Here is an 18,203-nt window from a genome sequence, read left to right as displayed (position 1 = left end):
GGATGAAAACCTGCATGCACCATAGGGCGAAGCGGTGCGGCTACTTGGGCATGGCGCTGCTGCTGGCGGCTGCCTTGGCCCTGCCAGCGGCGGCCCACGCCATCAACCAGGACGAGAAGACGGGCAAGACGGACGTCACCGCCACGGTGGAGGATCCGAATGCGCCCAGCTACACGGTGGAGATCCCAGCGAAGATCGATTTCGGCACGTTCGCCAAGCCCACGAGCAATCAACCCGAAGAGGTATCCGTCTCCTTCAACGTGGGGGTGACCGCGGTGAGCAACCTGGGCGCCCAGAAGGTTGCCGTGCGCGTGCACGACACGGCCAATCGACAGACGTTCATGCTGGCGGCCTCCCGCACGCCGGCGAACGTGCTGGAGTACGACATCGAGCATTCGGGAGCTTCCATCAAGGCGAACGACTACGTGATTCCCGGCGGCTACCAGCTGTTCGCCGCTTCCATGGTGACCACGATCAGCTACGACGCCGTGCTTGACAAGGCGCAGCTCTTCGAGAAGGACGAGTCGTACAACGACGCCTACACGGGCACGCTCACGTTCTACGCCCAGCTCGTGACCTCGTAGCCCGTGCGCGGCGCAGTCGGGAAAGCGAAGCGTCTCATGGTCGCGTCCGCTGCGGCGGCCGCGCTCTGCCTGTGCTTTGGGACGGCCGCGCTCGCGCCGGGCGCCGCGCACGGCGGGGAGGTGGGCACGACCGAGGTGACGGCCCGCGTGGTGGAGGCCGCACCCGACGCCCCCGACGGCAACGCCCCCGACGCGCCCGACGGCGACGCGCCGCTCATCCCCACAGGCGACCTTCTGCCCGCCGTCGCTTTTGCCTTGGCTGCCTTGTCCGCCATCGCGCTCGTCGCTGCCGCTCAGGTGAGGCATCGTAAAAAGAGCAAGGCACCTCCAAGCCGATAGCGGCCGAAAGCGCCCGGCCCCGCTTTCGATGGCTGAGCCGGGCGCTTGCTGGTCACCGTTTACTGACCGGTCGATTTCTTCCTGCACCGGCGGTATTCCTGAACGGCGGCGATGCTTACCGTGCAGCCGAACGCGAAAACGCCGAGGGCGGCAACGTAAAGGGATCCCGCGAGGCCGTCGCCGGTCTTGGCGAGGACGGAAGGGCTCGGCCCGGTGCCGGATCCGCTGGATTCTCCCCCGTAGGCGTAGAATACCTCGTCGCCGGTGCTCCCCGCCGGTATGACGGTTGCGGCCTTCTGCGTGAAGAACGGGTCGGCGTACCAGGCGCTCGTACCCGCAGCGGTACCGTCGAATAGAGGCGGCGCGATAGCCAGATCGTCGTCGAGCACCGTGTAGGAGCTCGGGTTGCCATCGGGGTTCTTGCCGATGCCGGCGAAGTAGAACAGGGGATACTCGATGAGTCTCCATTTCGCGTACAGGCTTATGTCGTCCGTCGCGCCGCGGGGGATGGCCGTGACGGGCTTCGAGAGCGAGCTGTCGGCATGCCAGCCCTCGAACGCATAGCCCGTCTTCGAGGGCTCGCGCAAGGTGACGGTCGTGCTGCCGTTCATGAGCGTTGCAGGGTTGTCGGCGCTGTTCGTGCCGCCGTCCAACTCGTAGGAGACGGCGTACTCATCCTGCGACTAGGCGCTGTACAGCGTCGTCTGCCCGGGGCCGGACGCGAACGGGGGCGAGAGGGGGTTCGCCAAATCCGTGTCGGTGAACCAGCCGTCGAACTGCGCGCTCACCATCGCGGGGGCGATGTTGGGCAGGGGCATGTGCTTCGTGAGGGCGTAGGTTGATCCGCTGGGCAAAAGGCCCTCGGTGTTGCAGGTGAGGAAGTGCGCCACGCGCTCGATGTTGACGGTGCCGTAGTTGAGGATGAAGTACTCGTTGATGGGCAGCACGGTGTCCGTGGTGGGACTATTCGGTGAGAACCGTGCCTCGATTTGGAACACGCGCGGGCCGTCGCTCCCCGGATCACCCCCCGGGATAGGGGGCCAATAATTCGGGTTGTGCGCGGGGTCGATGCCCGAATAGCTATGCTCGCCGTTCACGAGCAAGAGCGTCGTTTGGGTGCCGGATGAGCTGACATCGTTTTTGTAGGTGTACACGGTCAGGGCGATCGTGCCCTCGCAGGGCTGGCCGTTCTCGTCCTTCACGGTGAAGATCATGTCGAACTCGTCCCCGAATGCGGTGAAGAATTCGTCGCGATGCTTCGTGACTTTGCTGCCGTCCGCGCGGACCAGGTCGAGGTCGAGGGTCGGCGCCGTCTTGAGCGGTGCCGTAGCTGCGTTTATCGACAGCCGCGCCGGTTGCGAGCGCACCGTCGGCACCACGCCGTTCCCGTTGGTCGTCCGGTCCATCACGTCCACGCAAAAGAGCCCTCCGGTCCATAGGGCGTCGCCTTCGTCGATGACATAGTCGGGTCCCGTCGCCCCTACGACGGGCTTCCATTCCGCATAGGCGGTGCTGCTGCTTGTGTCGAGGTAGAACCACTGATAGCCCAGGGTCTCGCCGCGCTGGGAGTGAGCGCGCACGGAAAACGCGGCGCTGCTCTCCCCGAGCACTATGCTCACGTTTTTCGGCTGCTCGTCGATGGCGGGCGCGTCGCTGCCTATCGTGGTGCCGACGATCGCCGGGCCAAGCGCGCTCGGATTGTTCTGGCCCATGCTGTCGTAGGACTGGAACCGCACCTGCCGGGTGTCGCCTGCGGTGAGGCCGTCTTCGATCCAGAACCTGCTCGCATCGACGCCCATCACGTTGCCGGCGGGCACCGTCCAGCCGCCGGTGCCCGTGGGCAGCGCCACGCCGTACGCTCCCGCGGGGCGGGTGGTGTCGTTGCTCCAGGCCCAGATGATACTGGTCTCGTCCGCGCTGTACGCCAAAGGATAGCGCGGAAGGCTCTTCGGCGCGGTTGCCGCTCCGGTTCCTTCGACGGCATAGCCGATGACCAGAGGGTTCTTCGCCACGGCGTCGGTCTGCCATACGGCTAGGCGAACGCTGTACGAGTATTCGTTGCCCTTGTTCGCCAAGTAGGGAAGGGGGTGCAGCGAAGGCAGCGAGGTGGAGAACTGCGCGCCCTTCGTCTGCGAGGACACCCAGCTGGCGCCGCCCGACAGCTCGCCCTTCACCCCTGCCTGTCCGGAAACCGATATGGCGGCGCCGAGCGACGCTTCGGCATGCACGTTCAGGGACAGGCCTCCGCTTACGGTTATGTCGAACCCGTTGGTGAACTGGGTCGTGTCGGTTACGGTTATGCTTACCGACGTTCCCGAACCCCCGTCGGCGGTAACCGGTATGGCGTTGGCGTTTGAGATCATGGCGTTGTTGTGCACGTTTGCGATCTGGCTCGTTTGGGTGGGGTAGGTGGTGGGATCGCCCTGCGTGTGCGCCAGCACGTTGGCCATGTCGATGGTCGGCACGTCCGCAGACCCCACGCTCTGCGCTGCTTTGTTGTAGCCGTCGAGCGTCATGAGCCCGAGGGCAGCATCGTAGGTGTTGTCGATCTTGTAGGCCACATGGGTGTTACCTGCTTTGGTGCCCACCTTTTCCTGTCCCCATTGCTTGCCGGGCTCCGCGCGCTTGTTGTACTCGTCGAGGTACTGCTGCGTGACCGTGAACTCGGGCACGTACACGTCGTACTCGTAGACGACAACCGGCACCGCCGACGTGACGACCATGGTTCTGCCCGCGTATTCCTCGTAGGTGAGCGAACGTTCGACGTTGCGCTCGCGGTAGTAGCTGCCCGCATAGTTGAACATCGCGCCGAAGTCGAAGCCGCCGCCGAGCAACCCTTCGTTTCCGACGAGCCCGACGCCCAAAAGCAGCTCGGCGGACACGTTGAACCCGCCGCCCAGGCCCCATCTGCCCTCGGTGCCGGCCGATTCGGATGACGAGATGCCGAAGCTGGTGGTTCCGATGCTCGTCTTCTCGTCGCCGAGCCTCTCGTCGGAGAGCTCGCTCCAGTACGGCACGCTGGCAAGGACGGCGAGAGGCTGCGGCGCGCTCCAGCCGAACGATTTTGATTTCAGCGCGAACTTGAAGGCGTTGTTCTTGTTGATATCGCAGGCAGCGATGGTCAGAAACGTGCCGTTGTCGTCGGTTTTCGCGTTGCTGATGAAGCTGGGATCGGTGTCCTGGGTTGCGAGCTTGCCGTTTTGGTCCAGCACCCAGCGCACGTCGTAGGTGACCGTGAAGTTGCTCGACCCCACAGCGCCGCTCTGCACGATGAGCTGCTCGGTGCCGATGTTCGTTTTGGCGAAGTTGCCGGATACCGCTTTGGTGATGAAGTGGTTTCGGTAGCCCGTCAGGTTCATATGGTACAGCGAGGTGAAGCTGCCGTCCCTGAAGTGCGCGGCCTCCGAATCGCCCTTCTTGTTGGTGGACGAGAGCGAGAACACATACCCCTCCAAGAAGAGCAGATCGTTGGCCTCGGAGCGCAGGAACTTGCCCGTGGCGAGCGCTGCGGGCTCGCACATCTCGTACTGCACGTAGATGTCGCTTAACGCGGGCACTTCCTTCGGGGTGTCCCAGACGAACTGGTAGATGCTCTTCGCCGCGTCGAACGTGAACATCTGCACGAGGTTCTTATCTGATTCCATCCAGCCCACCGGGTCGCCGCTGTTGTAGGAGTTATAGTGGCCGGCAAGGATAAGCTCGGGTTCGCCGTTGCCGTTGAGGTCGGTTTGCAGCGTCGAGGCGAACCGCATGCGATACGACCCGAAGTCGGGGGTGTAGTTGTATACCTGCTCGAGCTGTGGCCGCGTTGCCTTGGTCTTTCTCGAGTAGATGGCCATGAATGAAGGCGTGCTGCGGAACCCGAGGCCGTTCTGGTAGGTGAGCGGCAGGCTCATGGTGACGACGAGGTCGTCGTAGCTGCCGTGCGAGAACGTGGCCAGGTGGACGATGGGCATGCGCCAGTCGCTGAATTCGCCGCCGAAGCTGGAATTGATTTTGTCGAGGTAGATAACCTGCTCGTTGACGAGTGCTCCCTTCGAGGAATCGTAGCGGTAGATGACGATGTGGGGACCTGCGGGGTAGGGGTTGTAGATGGCAAGCTCCTGGTTGCCGTCGCCGTCGAAATCGCCGCCGACCATGGCCAAGAGCCCGAGCGAGCCCTCCTGTTGGATATGCTCCATGACAAGAGGGTCGTTTTTGGCAGGAAGGCCATGGCGGACGCGGGCCAGCGTTTGGACCTGTCCGTTCGCGAAGCGCTGCAGCTGGATGTCCTGCCCGCTTTCCCGATCTTTGCCGTGGCCCGACTGATAGGAGCCCGTGTAGATGGTGTTCGAGACGATGAGCTGCTCTCCGGCATGCGTGAGCGTGCACGCGTTGTTCGCGTGATACTGGTAATCCTTCCAGTTGGTGTCGAGGGATGTTGCTCCGAGGGTTTTGCGCGCCATGCTGTCGAGCTTCATCGAGGATGCGGCAAGCGCCTCGATGCTGTCCGCGACGTAGGCTTTCCCCTTGTCGTAGTCGGTTCGGTTCACGTAGCCTACGTAGAGGTTCTGCGGGTCGAGCGTCGTGAAGCCCGCGAGGGGATCGCTCGATGTGTCGTCGTTGAAGTCGGCGGGCACGTTTTGCACGTCGAGCTTGAAGTCCTTGTAGGAAGCCGGATCGGAGAAATAATTCTGCGCGTTCGCCTGCGACTGCGTTGCGGCCGAGGCATCGGTCGGCGATGCGGATGTCGTATCCGGTTCGAGGTCGTCGGCGTAGGCGCTTGGGATCATCGGATCGAGGCCGAGCGTGCCGAACAGCGCCATGGCGCCCGCTCCCGCTACGAAAGAGCGTCGCGATAGCGCTGGGCGCTCGTTGTTTTCTCCTGACAGGTGCTTTTCCTGGTTGTGGTTCATACGCGAAACTCCCCGTGTGCTGGTTTGGCTGAGCGGCATGGCGCTTCGGGTGTGCCTCGGCCTGCGTGGTGCAGGGTCTCGTGCGCAGGCCGGGTCTTGCCCGAAATCTAAGTAACATATTAGACAAAAGGTTGCAGCAAAAACATCATACGGTATGAGGTTTTCGCTATACTTTTGAGAAACAGGTGAGAGGATGGGTATGACTGATAGGGTTGTAAGCGGGGAGCCGATCGACCAAGCCGATCTGCTCCTCAGCGGCAAATTCGCTCCAGCAACGCTTCCCGATGTGTACGCGCCCCGGCTTCGCGTGGTGGACGTTCTCGATCGCGCCGCTCGTAAGCGCTTCGTGTACGTGAGCGCTCCTGCAGGCAGCGGTAAAACGGTTTCAGCGCTTTTGTGGCTGCGCAAAGCCAAGCAGCTTACGGTGTGGATCGGTCTCGACCGGTACGACGATGTCCCCTCGGTGTTCTACAAGCAGCTTGCAACAGGGTTGTATTCGGTACAGCCTGGAAACGAAGCCATGCGCTCGGTACTTGAGAACCCTGCATTTACCCATTCGCCCGTCGAGCATACGGTGAGCCTCGTTGCCGAAATGTTGCCGCTCGACAAACGCTACGTGCTCGTGCTCGACGATTTGCATTTGATAGAGAATCGCGAAATCGTAAAGTCGCTTCCCGCCGTGCTCAAGCGACTGCCGGGTGCGTTTACCGTGCTGCTGCTCTCGCGAGCCGGTCTTCCCGAAGAATGGGAATCGTTTGGTGCGGTCGGAACGCCGGCGCTCGTCGATGCGGTGGATCTTCGGTTTACGGTCGACGAGATCCGCTCGTACTTCGATTCGCTCGGGCGTTTTCTTACGCCGGACGAAACGCGCCTTGTGCACGCGGCAACCGACGGATGGGCGATCGGCGTAGCGGCCCTTGCGAAATCGGATACGGTTACACGGGGCAGCAGCAACCAGCTGTTTGCGAGCTTCTTCGAGGAGCAGGTATGGAGCACATGGCCGGACGATCTGCGTGCGTTCTGCATGGCCACGAGCGTGGCTGATCGATTCGATTTCGAACTGGCCGAGTTGCTGTCAGGGCGCTTTGATGCGGCCGAGGTGATGGACGAGCTTGCCCGTACCAATACGTTCCTCTCGCGGATTCACGGCGAAACGTACCAATACCATCACCTGTTTCGTGACTTTTTGCGCGAGAAGGCATCCGAGGACGGCATCGACCGTTCGGCTCTCTGCAAACGCGCTGCCGAATACTTTCGTGCCAAGCTCGATTACACCCAAGCGCTCAGGTTCTGGCTCGAAAGCGGCGATTTTCGCGGTATGGACACGTACCTGCTTCTATATCTGTACGAAAACGATACCGGCTCGGTTGCCGACAGCGCCGATTTCATGGGTACGCTCGCTCTCGATGAGCTTCCCGAACGGGCGTATCGAGACTGCCCCCCGCTGCACATCCTCGCGTTGTGGTACGACTATCTGACCGGTCGGCGCGAGCGGTTCGAGCACCATCTCGACGAGCTGTACCGCGCCCTACCGCGCATCGCGGCCTTCGATTCGCGGTTTATCGAATCGGCCACGCTTTCGCACAGTATTGATCATCGTACGACCATCATCGAAAAGGCGAAGAAGTTCTCGGAGTTCTCACGCCTCATCAAGCGCTTCACGCCGAGGGGTTTGGCAACCACCTTGGCATCGTTTACGCAGAACCTTCCATATCCGCATCGCAGCAACGTCGATTATTCGGCCATTGCTCTCGAAGAAGACGGGATGGATCTACTGGGAAAGACGTTCGGGCCGCTGCTCGGCACGGAGTGGTGCTACGTATACCCGCTCATTCCGGCGTGCTTTGCCTACGAACGCAACCGCCTGTGCGAGGCGCTTGCGGGCATTGAGGACGCCCGACGTGCGCTTGTTCCCGAGAACAAAGAGGACGGTCGCATCTGCATCGGTATCATGCGCCATGCGGCGCTTTGGCAGATGAACCGCGCCGACGAGGCCGCTGCCGCGCTTGCCGGCCTCGAAGCATACGTCGAACGCGAAGCCTCGCAATTCCAGCACAACCTGCTTGCGTATAAGGCGAAACTCGCACTGTTCGATGGCGATGTGCGCACGGCGCGCGCGTGGCTCGAGGAGTACTTCGTCACCGAGGCGGACCGCATCGAGCTCGTCCGTGTGTTTCAGCATTTCACAACAGTGCGCTCTCTCATCGTGCTCAAGCGAACCGAGAAGGCCGAAAAGCTGCTCGATGCGCTTTTGGAGTTCGGCCGCGGATTCGTCCGCCCGCTCGATGTTGCGGAAGCCGCTACGCTCAAAGCGTCGCTTCTGTGGGCGTGCAAGCGCAAAGACGAGGCGGTTTCTGCACTTACCGAAGCCCTCGAAACGCTTGCGCCCTACGGGTTTTACCGCGTGATCGCCGACGAGGGCGCGTCGATAGAACCCGTGCTCAAGAGCGTGGCCGACCGCATTGCGCGAGCCGACTACGATGGCGCGCTCGACCGTGCATACGTGCAGGAGGCGCTGCTTGCCTCCCATGATCGGGCGAAGCGCTTTGGCGGCGTTGCTGTGAACCTTGGCACGAGCGACAAGCCGGTGAAGCTTTCGCGCCAGCAGAAGCTCATGCTCGAACTGCTCGCGCGGGGTCTGCGCAACGCCGAGATCGCCGAGGAAACGGGTCTCCCATTCCCACGATCAAGAGCCATACGTCGCTTGCGTACCGCAAGCTCGGGGTTACCAATGCGATGGATGCTGTGCTGAAAGCCCGCGAGCTGGGGCTGATCGAATAAAAGCTTTTGATGCGGTTTGCGCGAGACGGGGCAGAGGCTCATGAACCCTTGGATTTCGTGTGGTACCGCTGCGCCGCTTCGCACGCCTCACGTATACTTTGTACGAGATACGCTGTCGATCCATCGAAAGCCGAACGCATGCCAAAGAAGAAGCAGCAGAAACAACCGCTCAGCAGACAGCTGATCGTCGATACGGCCTTTCGCATGATCGACGAGAACGGCTACGATTCTTTCACTATGAGGGCGCTCGGCTCGGAACTCGGCGTTTCGGCGATGGCGTTCTACGCTCACTTTTCGTCGCGCGAGGAAATGCTCGGCGCGGTGGGTACGAAGTTCATGGACGCGCTCAATACCGGCCCGGTTGCGGGAGAGCGCTGGGACGATACGCTCAGGCGTACGATGACGTCGTTACGGGCGGGGTATCTCGAGCATCCGAACGTCGCCGAAATCAACAACGACAACGCAATTGCGTGGCTGGGGCTTGCCAAACATACCGAGAAGATCGTGAACCTGCATCTCTCGCAAGGCATGCCCGAAGACATCTTCGTCAAGGCCTGGGCCATGGTCGACGCCTTTCTCACCGGGTTCACGGCAAACGAGCTCGCCATGATCCGCGATGCCGCGATGCCGGGTTCGCCTGACGAAGGCGATCTTCCAAAATGGCAGCAGGTCGTGCGGTCGGCCTACACCGATGAATCTTTCGCGAGCGGCATCGAGATCATCATCGAGGGCGTGCGGGGTTTGGCCGCACCCGATCCGTGCGAATGGTACACGCCGGACGAACGAGGCGACGACGGCAGCGATACTCGCGGAAAACGCGATGCCGCTGCGAGCGAAGCGGGAATTCGCAGTGGAACCGCCGGCGACACGGCTTCGAAAGCCATGCGCTAGATGGCTGAACCCGAACGTACAGTGCAACCGAGCGGGCAAGCGAATCCCCCGAGTACCTTACCGTCCCTCGAGGCGGTGCGCTCTGCGGCCTCTTCGGCAGCCGCGTCGACCGCTGCGGCTATCAGGGCGCGCACGGACTGTGCGGATATCGGGCGGATCGGTATTCCGAGAGCGCTTCTCTATTACCGCTACGGCGTGTTGTGGACGACGTTTTTCGAGCAGCTCGGACGCGAAGTTGTCGTAAGCGATGCTTCTGACAAAGATGTTTACGATGCGGGGGAGCGAGTTTCGGTCGATGAGTGCTGCCTTGCATCGAAGCTGTACCTCGGGCATGTGGAAAGCCTGATCGGAGCATGCGATGCGGTATTCGTTCCCAGCCTTGCGAACAAGGGGCGCCGCAGGGGGTATTGTACGAAATACCAGGCTCTTCCCGACTTGGTGGCGAATACGTTTTATGACAGGAATGTGCGCATCGTATCGCTTTCGGTGAACGAAACCGAGGAGAAGACCGATGAGAAAAGCGCGTTCATCGCCCTCGCCCAGCGGTTCGGAGTGGGCGCCGCCGACGCGAAACGGGCGTACCGTGCGGCGAGCGCAGCACAGCTCAGAGCAGACCGCAGCGCGGCTCGTGCTCAGGAGCGGCGGCTTTCTGAAATCGAGCAGCTGCAAGCGCAGGCGGCTTCGGGCATGCGCTCGCTTGAGCAGGCAGTGCCGACAGCGTCGGTTGTAAACGCTCAGATGCCGCTTTCCATATTGTTCGTGGCCCATCCTTACGTGGCGCACGATCCGTTCATCAACGGCGGTATCGTCGATCTGCTCGAATCGATGGGTACGACGGTGTTGTTTGCCGATGAGACCGACCATGCGAAGGCGCTCCATGAGAGCTTCGGCTTCTCCGAGACCCTGCCATGGCTCGTGAACCGCGAGCTCGTCGGCTCGATCACGCTTCTGCACGAGCACATCGACGGCATCGTGCTGGTGAGCGCATTTCCCTGTGGACCCGATTCGATGACCAACGATGCTGTCGCCCGTTGCATACAGGGCAAGCCCATTCTCTCGCTGATCGTAGATGCCCAAAGCGGCACGGCAGGACTCGAGACCCGCATCGAGAGCTTCATCGACATCCTGCGCTATCAGCAGAGGGGAGGCTACCTTCATGGCTGATCATATCGAAGAGGACGTGCGCAATGCGCGCATCTGGCTGCAGCTCGACAAGCTGAGGCCGCCGAAACTCGTCGTGCCGCGCAAACGCGAGAAGAAGGATCGCCACGCTCGCACGCGTGTGGGGTTCTTCCGCTACAGCTACTACGACATCGCGTTCAAGTACTTCGTTGAGCAGGTGCTTGACGCCGAGTTCATCGCGCTGCCCGAGCCCACGAAACGCACGCTTGAACAGGGCGCGCGCAACTCGAACGATTTCGTGTGCGCACCGTTCAAGCATATTCTCGGCGACTACATCGATGCGCTCGAGGCGGGTGCTGACGTGCTTGTCCAGTTTGCAGGTCCGTGCCGCCTCGGCTATTACGGCGAGCTGCAGGAGTCGATCCTGCGCGATTTGGGCTACGAGTTCGAGATGCTCAACTTCGCTACGCTTACCGGTAAGCCGCTTAACGAGTACATTCGCGAATGCAAGAAGAAGGTCAATCCCGACCTCTCAGTGGCTCACGGAGTACGTTCGATGCTCGCGGTGTTCAAAATGATCGAGAACCTCGATGAGGCGAACGGCTTCTACCTCGCGCATGCGGGTTTCGAGGTCGAGCCGGGATCGTTTGCCCGGGCGCTTGCCGCCTACCACGACGATATGCGGCAAGCGGTGACCGAGCGGGATATCGCGGAGGCTCAGAAAAAGGGGCTCGATGCCCTGAAAGCGCTTGCGGTGCGCAAGCCTGCCGATCCGGTGCGTGTGGGCATCGTGGGCGAATACTTCACGGCGGCGGATGCGGCGAGCAACCTCGGGGTCGAGCATAAGCTTCTCGATATGGGGGTTGAACTGCACCGCTTGCTCACCATGACGAACCGCAACCTCCGCTACAACGAGAAGAACCTGCGCGCGGGCATTTCAGAGTACGTGAAATACGACATGGGGCCAACTTCGAGCATGACCATCGCGGCGGCTAAGCGCTACGCTGACGAGGGGTTCGACGGCATCGTGCATCTGAAATCATCCGGCTGCACGCCCGAGATCGATTGCGTTCCTGTTTTGCAGCGCATCAGCCGCGAAACGTCGGTGCCCATGCTGTTCTTGAGCTACGATTCTCAGACGAGCGATACGGGACTCGATACGCGTCTCGAGGCGTTTTACGACATGATCGCACGAAGGAAGAAGGCACGGCTGTGAGCGAAGCATACCTCGGCATCGATACGGGTTCTATTTCCACAAAAGGCGTGATCATCGATGCGAACCGCGAGATCATCGCTCGATCCTATCTGTGGACCGAAGGTAATCCCATGCAGGCAGCGCGCCGCGTGATCGAGGATTTGGGCAAGCAGATCGATCGAGCGTCGGTGCAGGTCGAAGCCGTGGGAACCACGGGAAGCGCTCGCAGGCTCGTGGGAGCCATGACCGAAGCCGCCGTGGTCAAAAACGAGATAACCACGCATGCTGTGGGAACGACGTACCTTCACCCCGATGTGCGGACCATTCTCGAAATCGGCGGTCAGGATTCCAAAATCATCTGCGTCGAAGGGGGGATCGCCGTCGACTACGCCATGAACACGCTCTGCGCGGCGGGAACGGGCGCGTTTCTTTCGAGCCAGGCGCATCGCCTGGGGCTTGAGGTGGAGGAGTTCGGCGACATTGCGCTTACGTCGAAACGTCCTGCGAACATTGCCGCGCGCTGCACCGTGTTCGCCGAATCGGATCTCGTGCACAAGATCCAGATGGGGTATTCGCGCGAGGATATCGTTGCCGGGCTGTGTAAGGCGGTCGCTTCAAACTACCTCAACAACGTTGGCAAGGGCAAGAAGGTCGTCGCCCCCGTGGTTTTCCAGGGCGGCGTGAGCAAGAACGCCGGTGTGGTACGGGCGTTCGAGAACGAGCTTGGCATGGAGGTGCTCGTGGACGCCGACGGCCACCTCATGGGTGCGTTCGGAGCTGCGCTTCTTGCAGCCGATGCGGTGCCGACTGCTTCCGAGCGAACCAAGCCGTTCGACTTCGACGTGACCGCATTCGAGTTCAAAACGCGCGAGATCGAATGCAGCGCGTGCACGAACCATTGCGAGATCATCTGCGTCTACCGCGACGGCGAGATCATCGATGCGTGGGGCAACCGCTGTGAAAAAGGTGCCGTGAAGACGGGCCGCTAGGTTGGGCGATTTCTCTTGATAGTCCGTTGCTTCACGGTTGAACATCGGTACTGCTAGGCTTTGGGATCCTTATGTACGATGTCGATGACATCTTGTTTGGAGTGCACGCCGAGCTTTTGGTACACGTTTCTCACATGCGACTTCACCGTGTTTTCGGAAAGCGTAAACCGTTCGGCCATGTACTGGGTCGAGCGCCCTTGCGCAAGGCATCTGAGCATGTCTGATTCGCGGGGAGTCAGCTGCGCCTGTTCGGCGAGTGCGCGGCAGCGTTGCTCGAAGAGGTCATCGGCTGCGGCTCGCTGGGTCGTCGTGGCATCTTCCATCTTGGGCAGCGCATCGGTCTCGCCTGAGCGTTCGGCGGTATAGCCTGCGATGCTGCGGTCTTTCAGCACGAAGAGCACGACGGTCGACAGCAAATAGACCGCCACAAGCGCAAGCGCCATGATCGCGATGCTTCCCGTTTCAATGAAGCCTGCAAACGTATAGCCGATGCCGACGCCGAGCAGCGAGGCTAAGCTCGTTGCCGCTTCGCACGCTCCGAACAGGATAAGAGCAGGGAGCTTGGTGGTGTAGACAACGTTGGCGATGATGCACCACGTGATGACGTCGGTAATGAGCCACCCCATGGCCACCATCGAATTCGCCACACCTCCGCCGGTATTCCAGATGAATGCCAGCAGCAAGAATCCGCCCGCCGCGATGGGCAAGGCGATGCGGTAGGCGCTTCCGATATCGACGCGCTTCGGAAACAGGAGCGCAGGCAGGAGCATCGCAATCACCACAAGCAACGTAACGGCTGTGGAAGTCCATTGAGCCGCCTCGACGTCGACCGACTGTTGGCCCGATACGAACAGCGTGAGATTGCTCACGAAGGCGAACGTGGCCGTGATGAATACCGGTCGCCATAAGAGCGATACCGCATTGCGCAAGGTCGCGTTGGTCGGCTCTGCCGTTTCGATAGCGCGTCCCGCCATACTCTTTTTGAGCAGGAAGGGAATGGCGGCGATGCCGACAGCGGCGATGGCGAGTATCGCAAGCGGGGGAAGCTCGACGAAGAGCGCATAGACCACAAGCGATGCGAGGTAGGAGAGCAGCACGAACACATATACCGACCGCAAGGAGAGCGTCCCGCAAAACCGACCCCATACCAGCAGCATAAGCGCATCACCTGCACCGAGCAGACAGGCGGCCACGGCGAGCATGAGCGTGCTTTCCGATGCACCGAATTCGAAGCCACCTACTCGTAGGATGATGGTCGAGAGCGCAAGGCCGATTACGAGGAGCAGCGCCGCGCAGAGCGAAAGCGTGCTTGTGGCCGACAGGGACGGTCGGCGGTAGGCGGCCAGAGCGCAGAGGTTGAATACGACGATGCGCGCGGCGAAAAATACTGCAAGGTAGCAGGCCGGTGCTATTCCCGGCAATCCGGCCTTACCCGTCTGCGGCATGATGTCGTGCAGGTACAAAAAGCTGAACGCGAAGTACAGCGCGAAGCCGATATGGTAGGGCCTGACAGCCTTAGCCAGATTGCGTATGGGGGCTGATGTCGAGCCCATGACCCTCCTGCGTTTCGCTTCGCCGAGAAGGCGATTGCTTCCTCAAGACCCATGGTGCGGTGTTCCCACCCGTCGCGGGTGAGATAGATGATAGCTTACTTTCGCCCGAATTTCATCATTGGCGGGTGTGGTGCTGGTTTTTCGACGGCCGTACCATGACCGAAGCTAAGGATAGCTTGCCGGGCATGCGGCGATCGGGAGGAACGAAGCCGCGCAGGGATGAATGCAAAAGCCCGGCATCGTGAGAGAGGATTCACATGAACGAAATCAAACAAGGATTAAGCCGTCGCGCATTTCTCGGCCTCGGCGCGACTGCGGCCGTAGCGGCAGGGGCAGCGGGTCTCGTCGGGTGCGCTCCGAGTCCAACTGCCGATGCGAAGGCGCCCGCCGACCAAGGAAGCGCCCAAACGGCAGCGGGCGAGCCAGCATTCATGGCCAAACCCGAAGTTCCTGCCGATATCAAGGAGACCAAAAGCTGTGACGTGCTGGTCATCGGTCTCGGCATTTCGGGCATCGTCGCGGCACGTGCGGCCTCTGAAGCGGGTGCTAAGGTGATCGGTATCGAGAAGCAGGCTCAAATCGGAACCATCGGCCTTTCGGGCGATTTCGGCATTTACGGTTCGAAGGTCCAAGAAGAGCTCGGCATGGAGCTTGCAAGCAAAGAAGAAGTCGTGAACCAGCTCATGAAGGACATGACGTTCCGTCCGCATGCAAAGCTTTTATCGTATTGGTACGATCATTCAGGTGAAGACTTCGATTGGCTTATCGCCGAGTCCGATTACGAGCTTGTTCCGACGTCGGCAACGCCGGCGAGCGGCGAGAAGGAAAACGTCATACGGCCGAAGTGCTATCCGGTGCTCGAAGGATACGACCGCTCCAAGGAGCTCTTCCCGTTCTTCAACGGTTCCGTCACCACCGAGCCGAGCGTGGGTTGGTGCCTCGATTCGTGTCAGCAGATCGCCGAGGCGAACGGAGCGGAACTCATCTTCGGCATGTTCGCCGAGCAGCTCATCACCGACGAATCGGGTCGGGTAACCGGTGCGTACGTCTACGATAAGGGTGGGGAGTACACCCAGATCGACGCTTCGAAGGGCGTTATCCTATGTTGCGGCGACATCTCGGGCAATGCTGAGATGCTTAACTACTATGTACCGTGGGTCGAGGGCATCGCCCCGTTCTATCCCAACGTCGACGTGAAGGGCAACGTCGCCAACTCAGGCGACGGCCATCGCATGGGCATGTGGGCAGGGGCTCATATGGAGAAAGGCCCGCTCGCCCCGATGACCCACCACATGGGTGCGGCGCTCGGTGTGGATGCCTTTCTGCAGCTTAACGTGCGCGGTGAGCGCTTCATGAACGAGGACATCCCTGGTCAGAACATCATGGACCAGTTGAGTACGCAGCCTGAGATGCGTGCCTGGCAGATTATCGACTCGCAATGGCCCGAGCAGCTTTCTGTGCAGGGAACCGGTCACGGCTACGTGAACTACTATATTCCCGACAGCGAAGCCGATCAGTGGCCTGCGGTTGTGGGCGAGGAGATGAGCGCGAGTTTCTCCGGCTATACCACCGATTCCATGTTCGAAGCCGCTATCACCCATAAGGCCGACACGATCGAAGAGCTTATCGAGATGATGGGGCTGCCGAAGGAGACGGCTCTCGCATCGATCGAGCGCTACAACGAGCTGTGCGCGAAGGGTGTCGATGAGGATTTCGGAAAGGATCCGCGTCGCCTGTTCCCTGTGGAAGCCGGTCCGTTCTACGCCTGCGAATTCGGCGATGCCGGCATGCTCGTGTGCATGGGCGGTCTCGACACCGATGCCGAGTGCCACGCGCTCGATGACAGCATGGAGCCGATCCCTGGCCTTTACGTTGCCGGCAACACGATGGGCAACCGTTACAAAGTCGAATACCCCGTCACTGAAGCGGGCATCAGCCTTGCAACGGCGCTTGTGTTCGGTCGCCTTGCCGGTATGAAAGCCGCAGCGGGAGAATAGCCAACTGTCAACGGGTGCGTCTGCCTCCCCCGAGGCTGGATCGCCCGTGAACCTACGCGGGAACCGGGCTGCCCGACGTCTTTGCGTCAGGCAGCCCGCGCTCGTAGAGCTCATAAGGTCGGGACTCGTATTTTCGTACGTTCTGAGTGTTCAAGCACCAGATCGCCATCTGGCGCTATGCGGAAACATGGCAATCTTGGCAGCGCTCTGGACGGCTGGGCGGTGGGCGGGCCTACACTGCATTTGCAATCATCTGCGCAAGATAATACGGGAGCCCCGTCGTTGCTACCGAAAGCAGAAACACAACGGCGACGGTGATGATATAGCGGCGCTTGCGCATGATGAGGAGTGCGGCGAACTCCCGCAACAGCGCGTTCGGAAGGTAATAGAACGCGGTCTTCGCGCCGAGGCCGTCCATCTTGAGACCGGCCTGTCGCGCGTAGATACCTGCCCGCATCACGTGGTAGTTGCTCGTCGAATAGATTGCCTTGTACCCTTCGGGGGAGCGTGCATCCATGATGGCTTTCGAAAACGCCATATTCTCGGCGGTGTCGGTCGATTTGTTCTCAACGAGCACGTGGTCGGCATCGAAACCCGCATTGAGGGCGAACTCCCTCATCGCTTCGGCTTCGGCACGCGGTTCGTCGGGCCCTTGTCCGCCGGACATAATCAAAATCGGAAGCTTTCCCGTTTTCTCATCCTGCTTTTGCGCGAACACGATGGCTTTGCGGATGCGCGAGGCTAAAAGCGGTGTGACCTGCCCCTTGATAAGTCCGCTTCCCAACACGATGATGTAATCCTTGTTTTTCCTCGGCCGTGCGATACTGCACAGAAACGCCGTCATAAGGAACAAAAACACGATGAAGGTGTACACGCCGACGACGGCTGCTATGCCCGACCAGAGCGCCTGCACCCAAAACGGCGTCGATTGGGATGCGACCAGCCATGAAACGGCTACGAAGACAACGATTGCTACGGCTGCTAGAAGCGTGAGCGAATTGGCAAGTGAATGGCCTTCCCGTTTGAACACGGTCCTGGCGTTGAACAGCAGAAATGCGATAAGGATGTACAAGCCGAACAAAGCGGCGATAACCGCAAGGACGGCGACGGCGATGAGCGGGTACAGGAAAAACGGGTTGTCTTCGTGTGATACGGTGACAACCCCCAACGTGAGGGCAAGCGAGAATAGGAATGCCCCGAACGTGAACCCCGTGAGCATATTCGTCTTGTTCGCTCGATAGACGAGAGCGAACACAGCGAACGAGACCGCTGTAACAAGGCACATGAGCAGAAGGGCATCCATGAAGGCCGAACCCCGTTATTGCTTTACGATGAGGACCGGCATGGGAGCGGTTCTTAGCACGTGACTCGATACGCTGCCGAGGATGCCGCGCAGCGCGCCGAGCCCGCGTGAGCCCATGACGATGAGATCGGCGCGATGCTCGGTAGCGTAGGCAACGATCTGATCGCCGGGCAGCGTCTCCTCGACGATATCGATGCTGACTTTCGTGTCGCCGGCTGCGATGATCGGATCGATTCGCTCGTGCAACTCGGCATCAGCTTCATGGATGACCTCGTCGAACAGCGCCCTCAGCGCTTCGGATGACGGTTTAGGGGCATCGGGTTGGCCGCTCGTCGCTTCAAGTTTGTCGATGACCCGCTGCTCGGTATCGACGATATGGAGGATGCGGATGGCTGCATCGGGGTCGGTCGATGCGATCCTCATGGCCTCAGTCAAGGCCGCATGGGCCGATTTCGAATTGTCGTACGGTACGATGATGGTTCTGTACAGCATGAGTCTCCTCCCACCGAGCTTACGATGTACCCATTATAGCTAACTCGCAGGAAGCGAAACGA

General features: G+C 60.7%; 12 protein-coding genes and 1 pseudogene. 8 read left to right on the top strand and 5 right to left on the bottom strand.

Annotation, left to right across the window (positions count from 1 at the left end; all coding sequences use genetic code 11):
* Positions 1 to 2: 2 nt before the first annotated feature.
* Together FJE54_RS02235 and FJE54_RS02230 are read left to right on the top strand one after the other, a co-directional pair.
* Positions 3 to 584 carry a hypothetical protein gene (locus FJE54_RS02235; RefSeq protein ID WP_139651104.1) on the top strand — a complete coding sequence of 194 codons (582 nt, stop codon included), beginning with the start codon at positions 3 to 5 and terminating at the stop codon, positions 582 to 584.
* A gap of 120 nt (positions 585 to 704) precedes the next feature.
* Complete coding sequence (locus FJE54_RS02230) at positions 705 to 923, top strand: hypothetical protein (RefSeq protein WP_139651102.1); 219 nt, start codon at positions 705 to 707, stop codon at positions 921 to 923.
* Positions 924 to 982: 59 nt separating this feature from the next.
* Here FJE54_RS02230 and FJE54_RS02225 read toward each other — a convergent pair.
* Positions 983 to 1,582 (bottom strand): annotated as a pseudogene (locus FJE54_RS02225) (InlB B-repeat-containing protein); the annotation flags it as partial.
* 24 nt (positions 1,583 to 1,606) lie between these two features.
* The gene (locus tag FJE54_RS02220) at positions 1,607 to 5,818 is read right to left on the bottom strand and encodes a hypothetical protein (protein ID WP_139651098.1); all 4,212 of its coding nucleotides are present in this window, start codon (positions 5,816 to 5,818) and stop codon (positions 1,607 to 1,609) included.
* Between the two features lie 199 nt (positions 5,819 to 6,017).
* Between FJE54_RS02220 and FJE54_RS02215 the strand changes: the two genes are divergently transcribed.
* The 5 genes from FJE54_RS02215 (at position 6,018) to FJE54_RS02195 (ending at position 12,796) form a co-directional block, all read left to right on the top strand.
* Positions 6,018 to 8,570, top strand: coding sequence for a winged helix-turn-helix domain-containing protein (locus tag FJE54_RS02215; protein ID WP_218971886.1), 2,553 nt, complete (start codon positions 6,018 to 6,020; stop codon positions 8,568 to 8,570).
* A 167-nt stretch (positions 8,571 to 8,737) separates the two neighbouring features.
* On the top strand, positions 8,738 to 9,490 hold the full coding sequence (locus FJE54_RS02210) for a TetR/AcrR family transcriptional regulator (protein WP_139651096.1): 753 nt from the start codon (positions 8,738 to 8,740) through the stop codon (positions 9,488 to 9,490).
* The gene (locus FJE54_RS02205; RefSeq protein ID WP_139651094.1) at positions 9,491 to 10,654 is read left to right on the top strand and encodes an acyl-CoA dehydratase activase-related protein; all 1,164 of its coding nucleotides are present in this window, start codon (positions 9,491 to 9,493) and stop codon (positions 10,652 to 10,654) included.
* Positions 10,647 to 11,828: a hypothetical protein gene (locus tag FJE54_RS02200; RefSeq protein WP_139651092.1), complete on the top strand. Its 1,182-nt coding sequence runs from the start codon at positions 10,647 to 10,649 to the stop codon at positions 11,826 to 11,828. The genes FJE54_RS02205 and FJE54_RS02200 overlap by 8 nt, the downstream gene beginning before the upstream one ends.
* Positions 11,825 to 12,796 carry an acyl-CoA dehydratase activase gene (locus FJE54_RS02195; protein ID WP_139651090.1) on the top strand — a complete coding sequence of 324 codons (972 nt, stop codon included), beginning with the start codon at positions 11,825 to 11,827 and terminating at the stop codon, positions 12,794 to 12,796. The genes FJE54_RS02200 and FJE54_RS02195 overlap by 4 nt, the downstream gene beginning before the upstream one ends.
* 53 nt (positions 12,797 to 12,849) lie before the next feature.
* Here the strand turns inward: FJE54_RS02195 and FJE54_RS02190 are convergent, their stop codons facing one another.
* Entirely contained in the window at positions 12,850 to 14,349 is a 1,500-nt protein-coding gene (locus FJE54_RS02190; RefSeq protein ID WP_139651088.1) for a helix-turn-helix transcriptional regulator, read from the bottom strand.
* 257 nt (positions 14,350 to 14,606) lie between these two features.
* Here FJE54_RS02190 and FJE54_RS02185 point away from each other — a divergent pair, with 257 nt between their 5' ends.
* The gene (locus FJE54_RS02185; protein WP_139651086.1) at positions 14,607 to 16,346 is read left to right on the top strand and encodes an FAD-dependent oxidoreductase; all 1,740 of its coding nucleotides are present in this window, start codon (positions 14,607 to 14,609) and stop codon (positions 16,344 to 16,346) included.
* Between the two features lie 232 nt (positions 16,347 to 16,578).
* Here the strand turns inward: FJE54_RS02185 and FJE54_RS02180 are convergent, their stop codons facing one another.
* Positions 16,579 to 17,649 (bottom strand): YdcF family protein, encoded by a 1,071-nt coding sequence (locus tag FJE54_RS02180; RefSeq protein ID WP_139651084.1) that lies wholly within the window; start codon positions 17,647 to 17,649, stop codon positions 16,579 to 16,581.
* A gap of 15 nt (positions 17,650 to 17,664) precedes the next feature.
* A complete protein-coding gene (locus tag FJE54_RS02175) occupies positions 17,665 to 18,141 on the bottom strand; it encodes a universal stress protein (RefSeq protein WP_139651082.1) in 477 nt (158 codons plus the stop codon).
* Between the last annotated feature and the right edge of the window lie 62 nt (positions 18,142 to 18,203).

Source organism: Raoultibacter phocaeensis, from assembly GCF_901411515.1.
GTDB classification, from domain to species: domain Bacteria; phylum Actinomycetota; class Coriobacteriia; order Coriobacteriales; family Eggerthellaceae; genus Raoultibacter; species Raoultibacter phocaeensis.
This window is presented reverse-complemented; position numbering and strand designations above follow the sequence as displayed.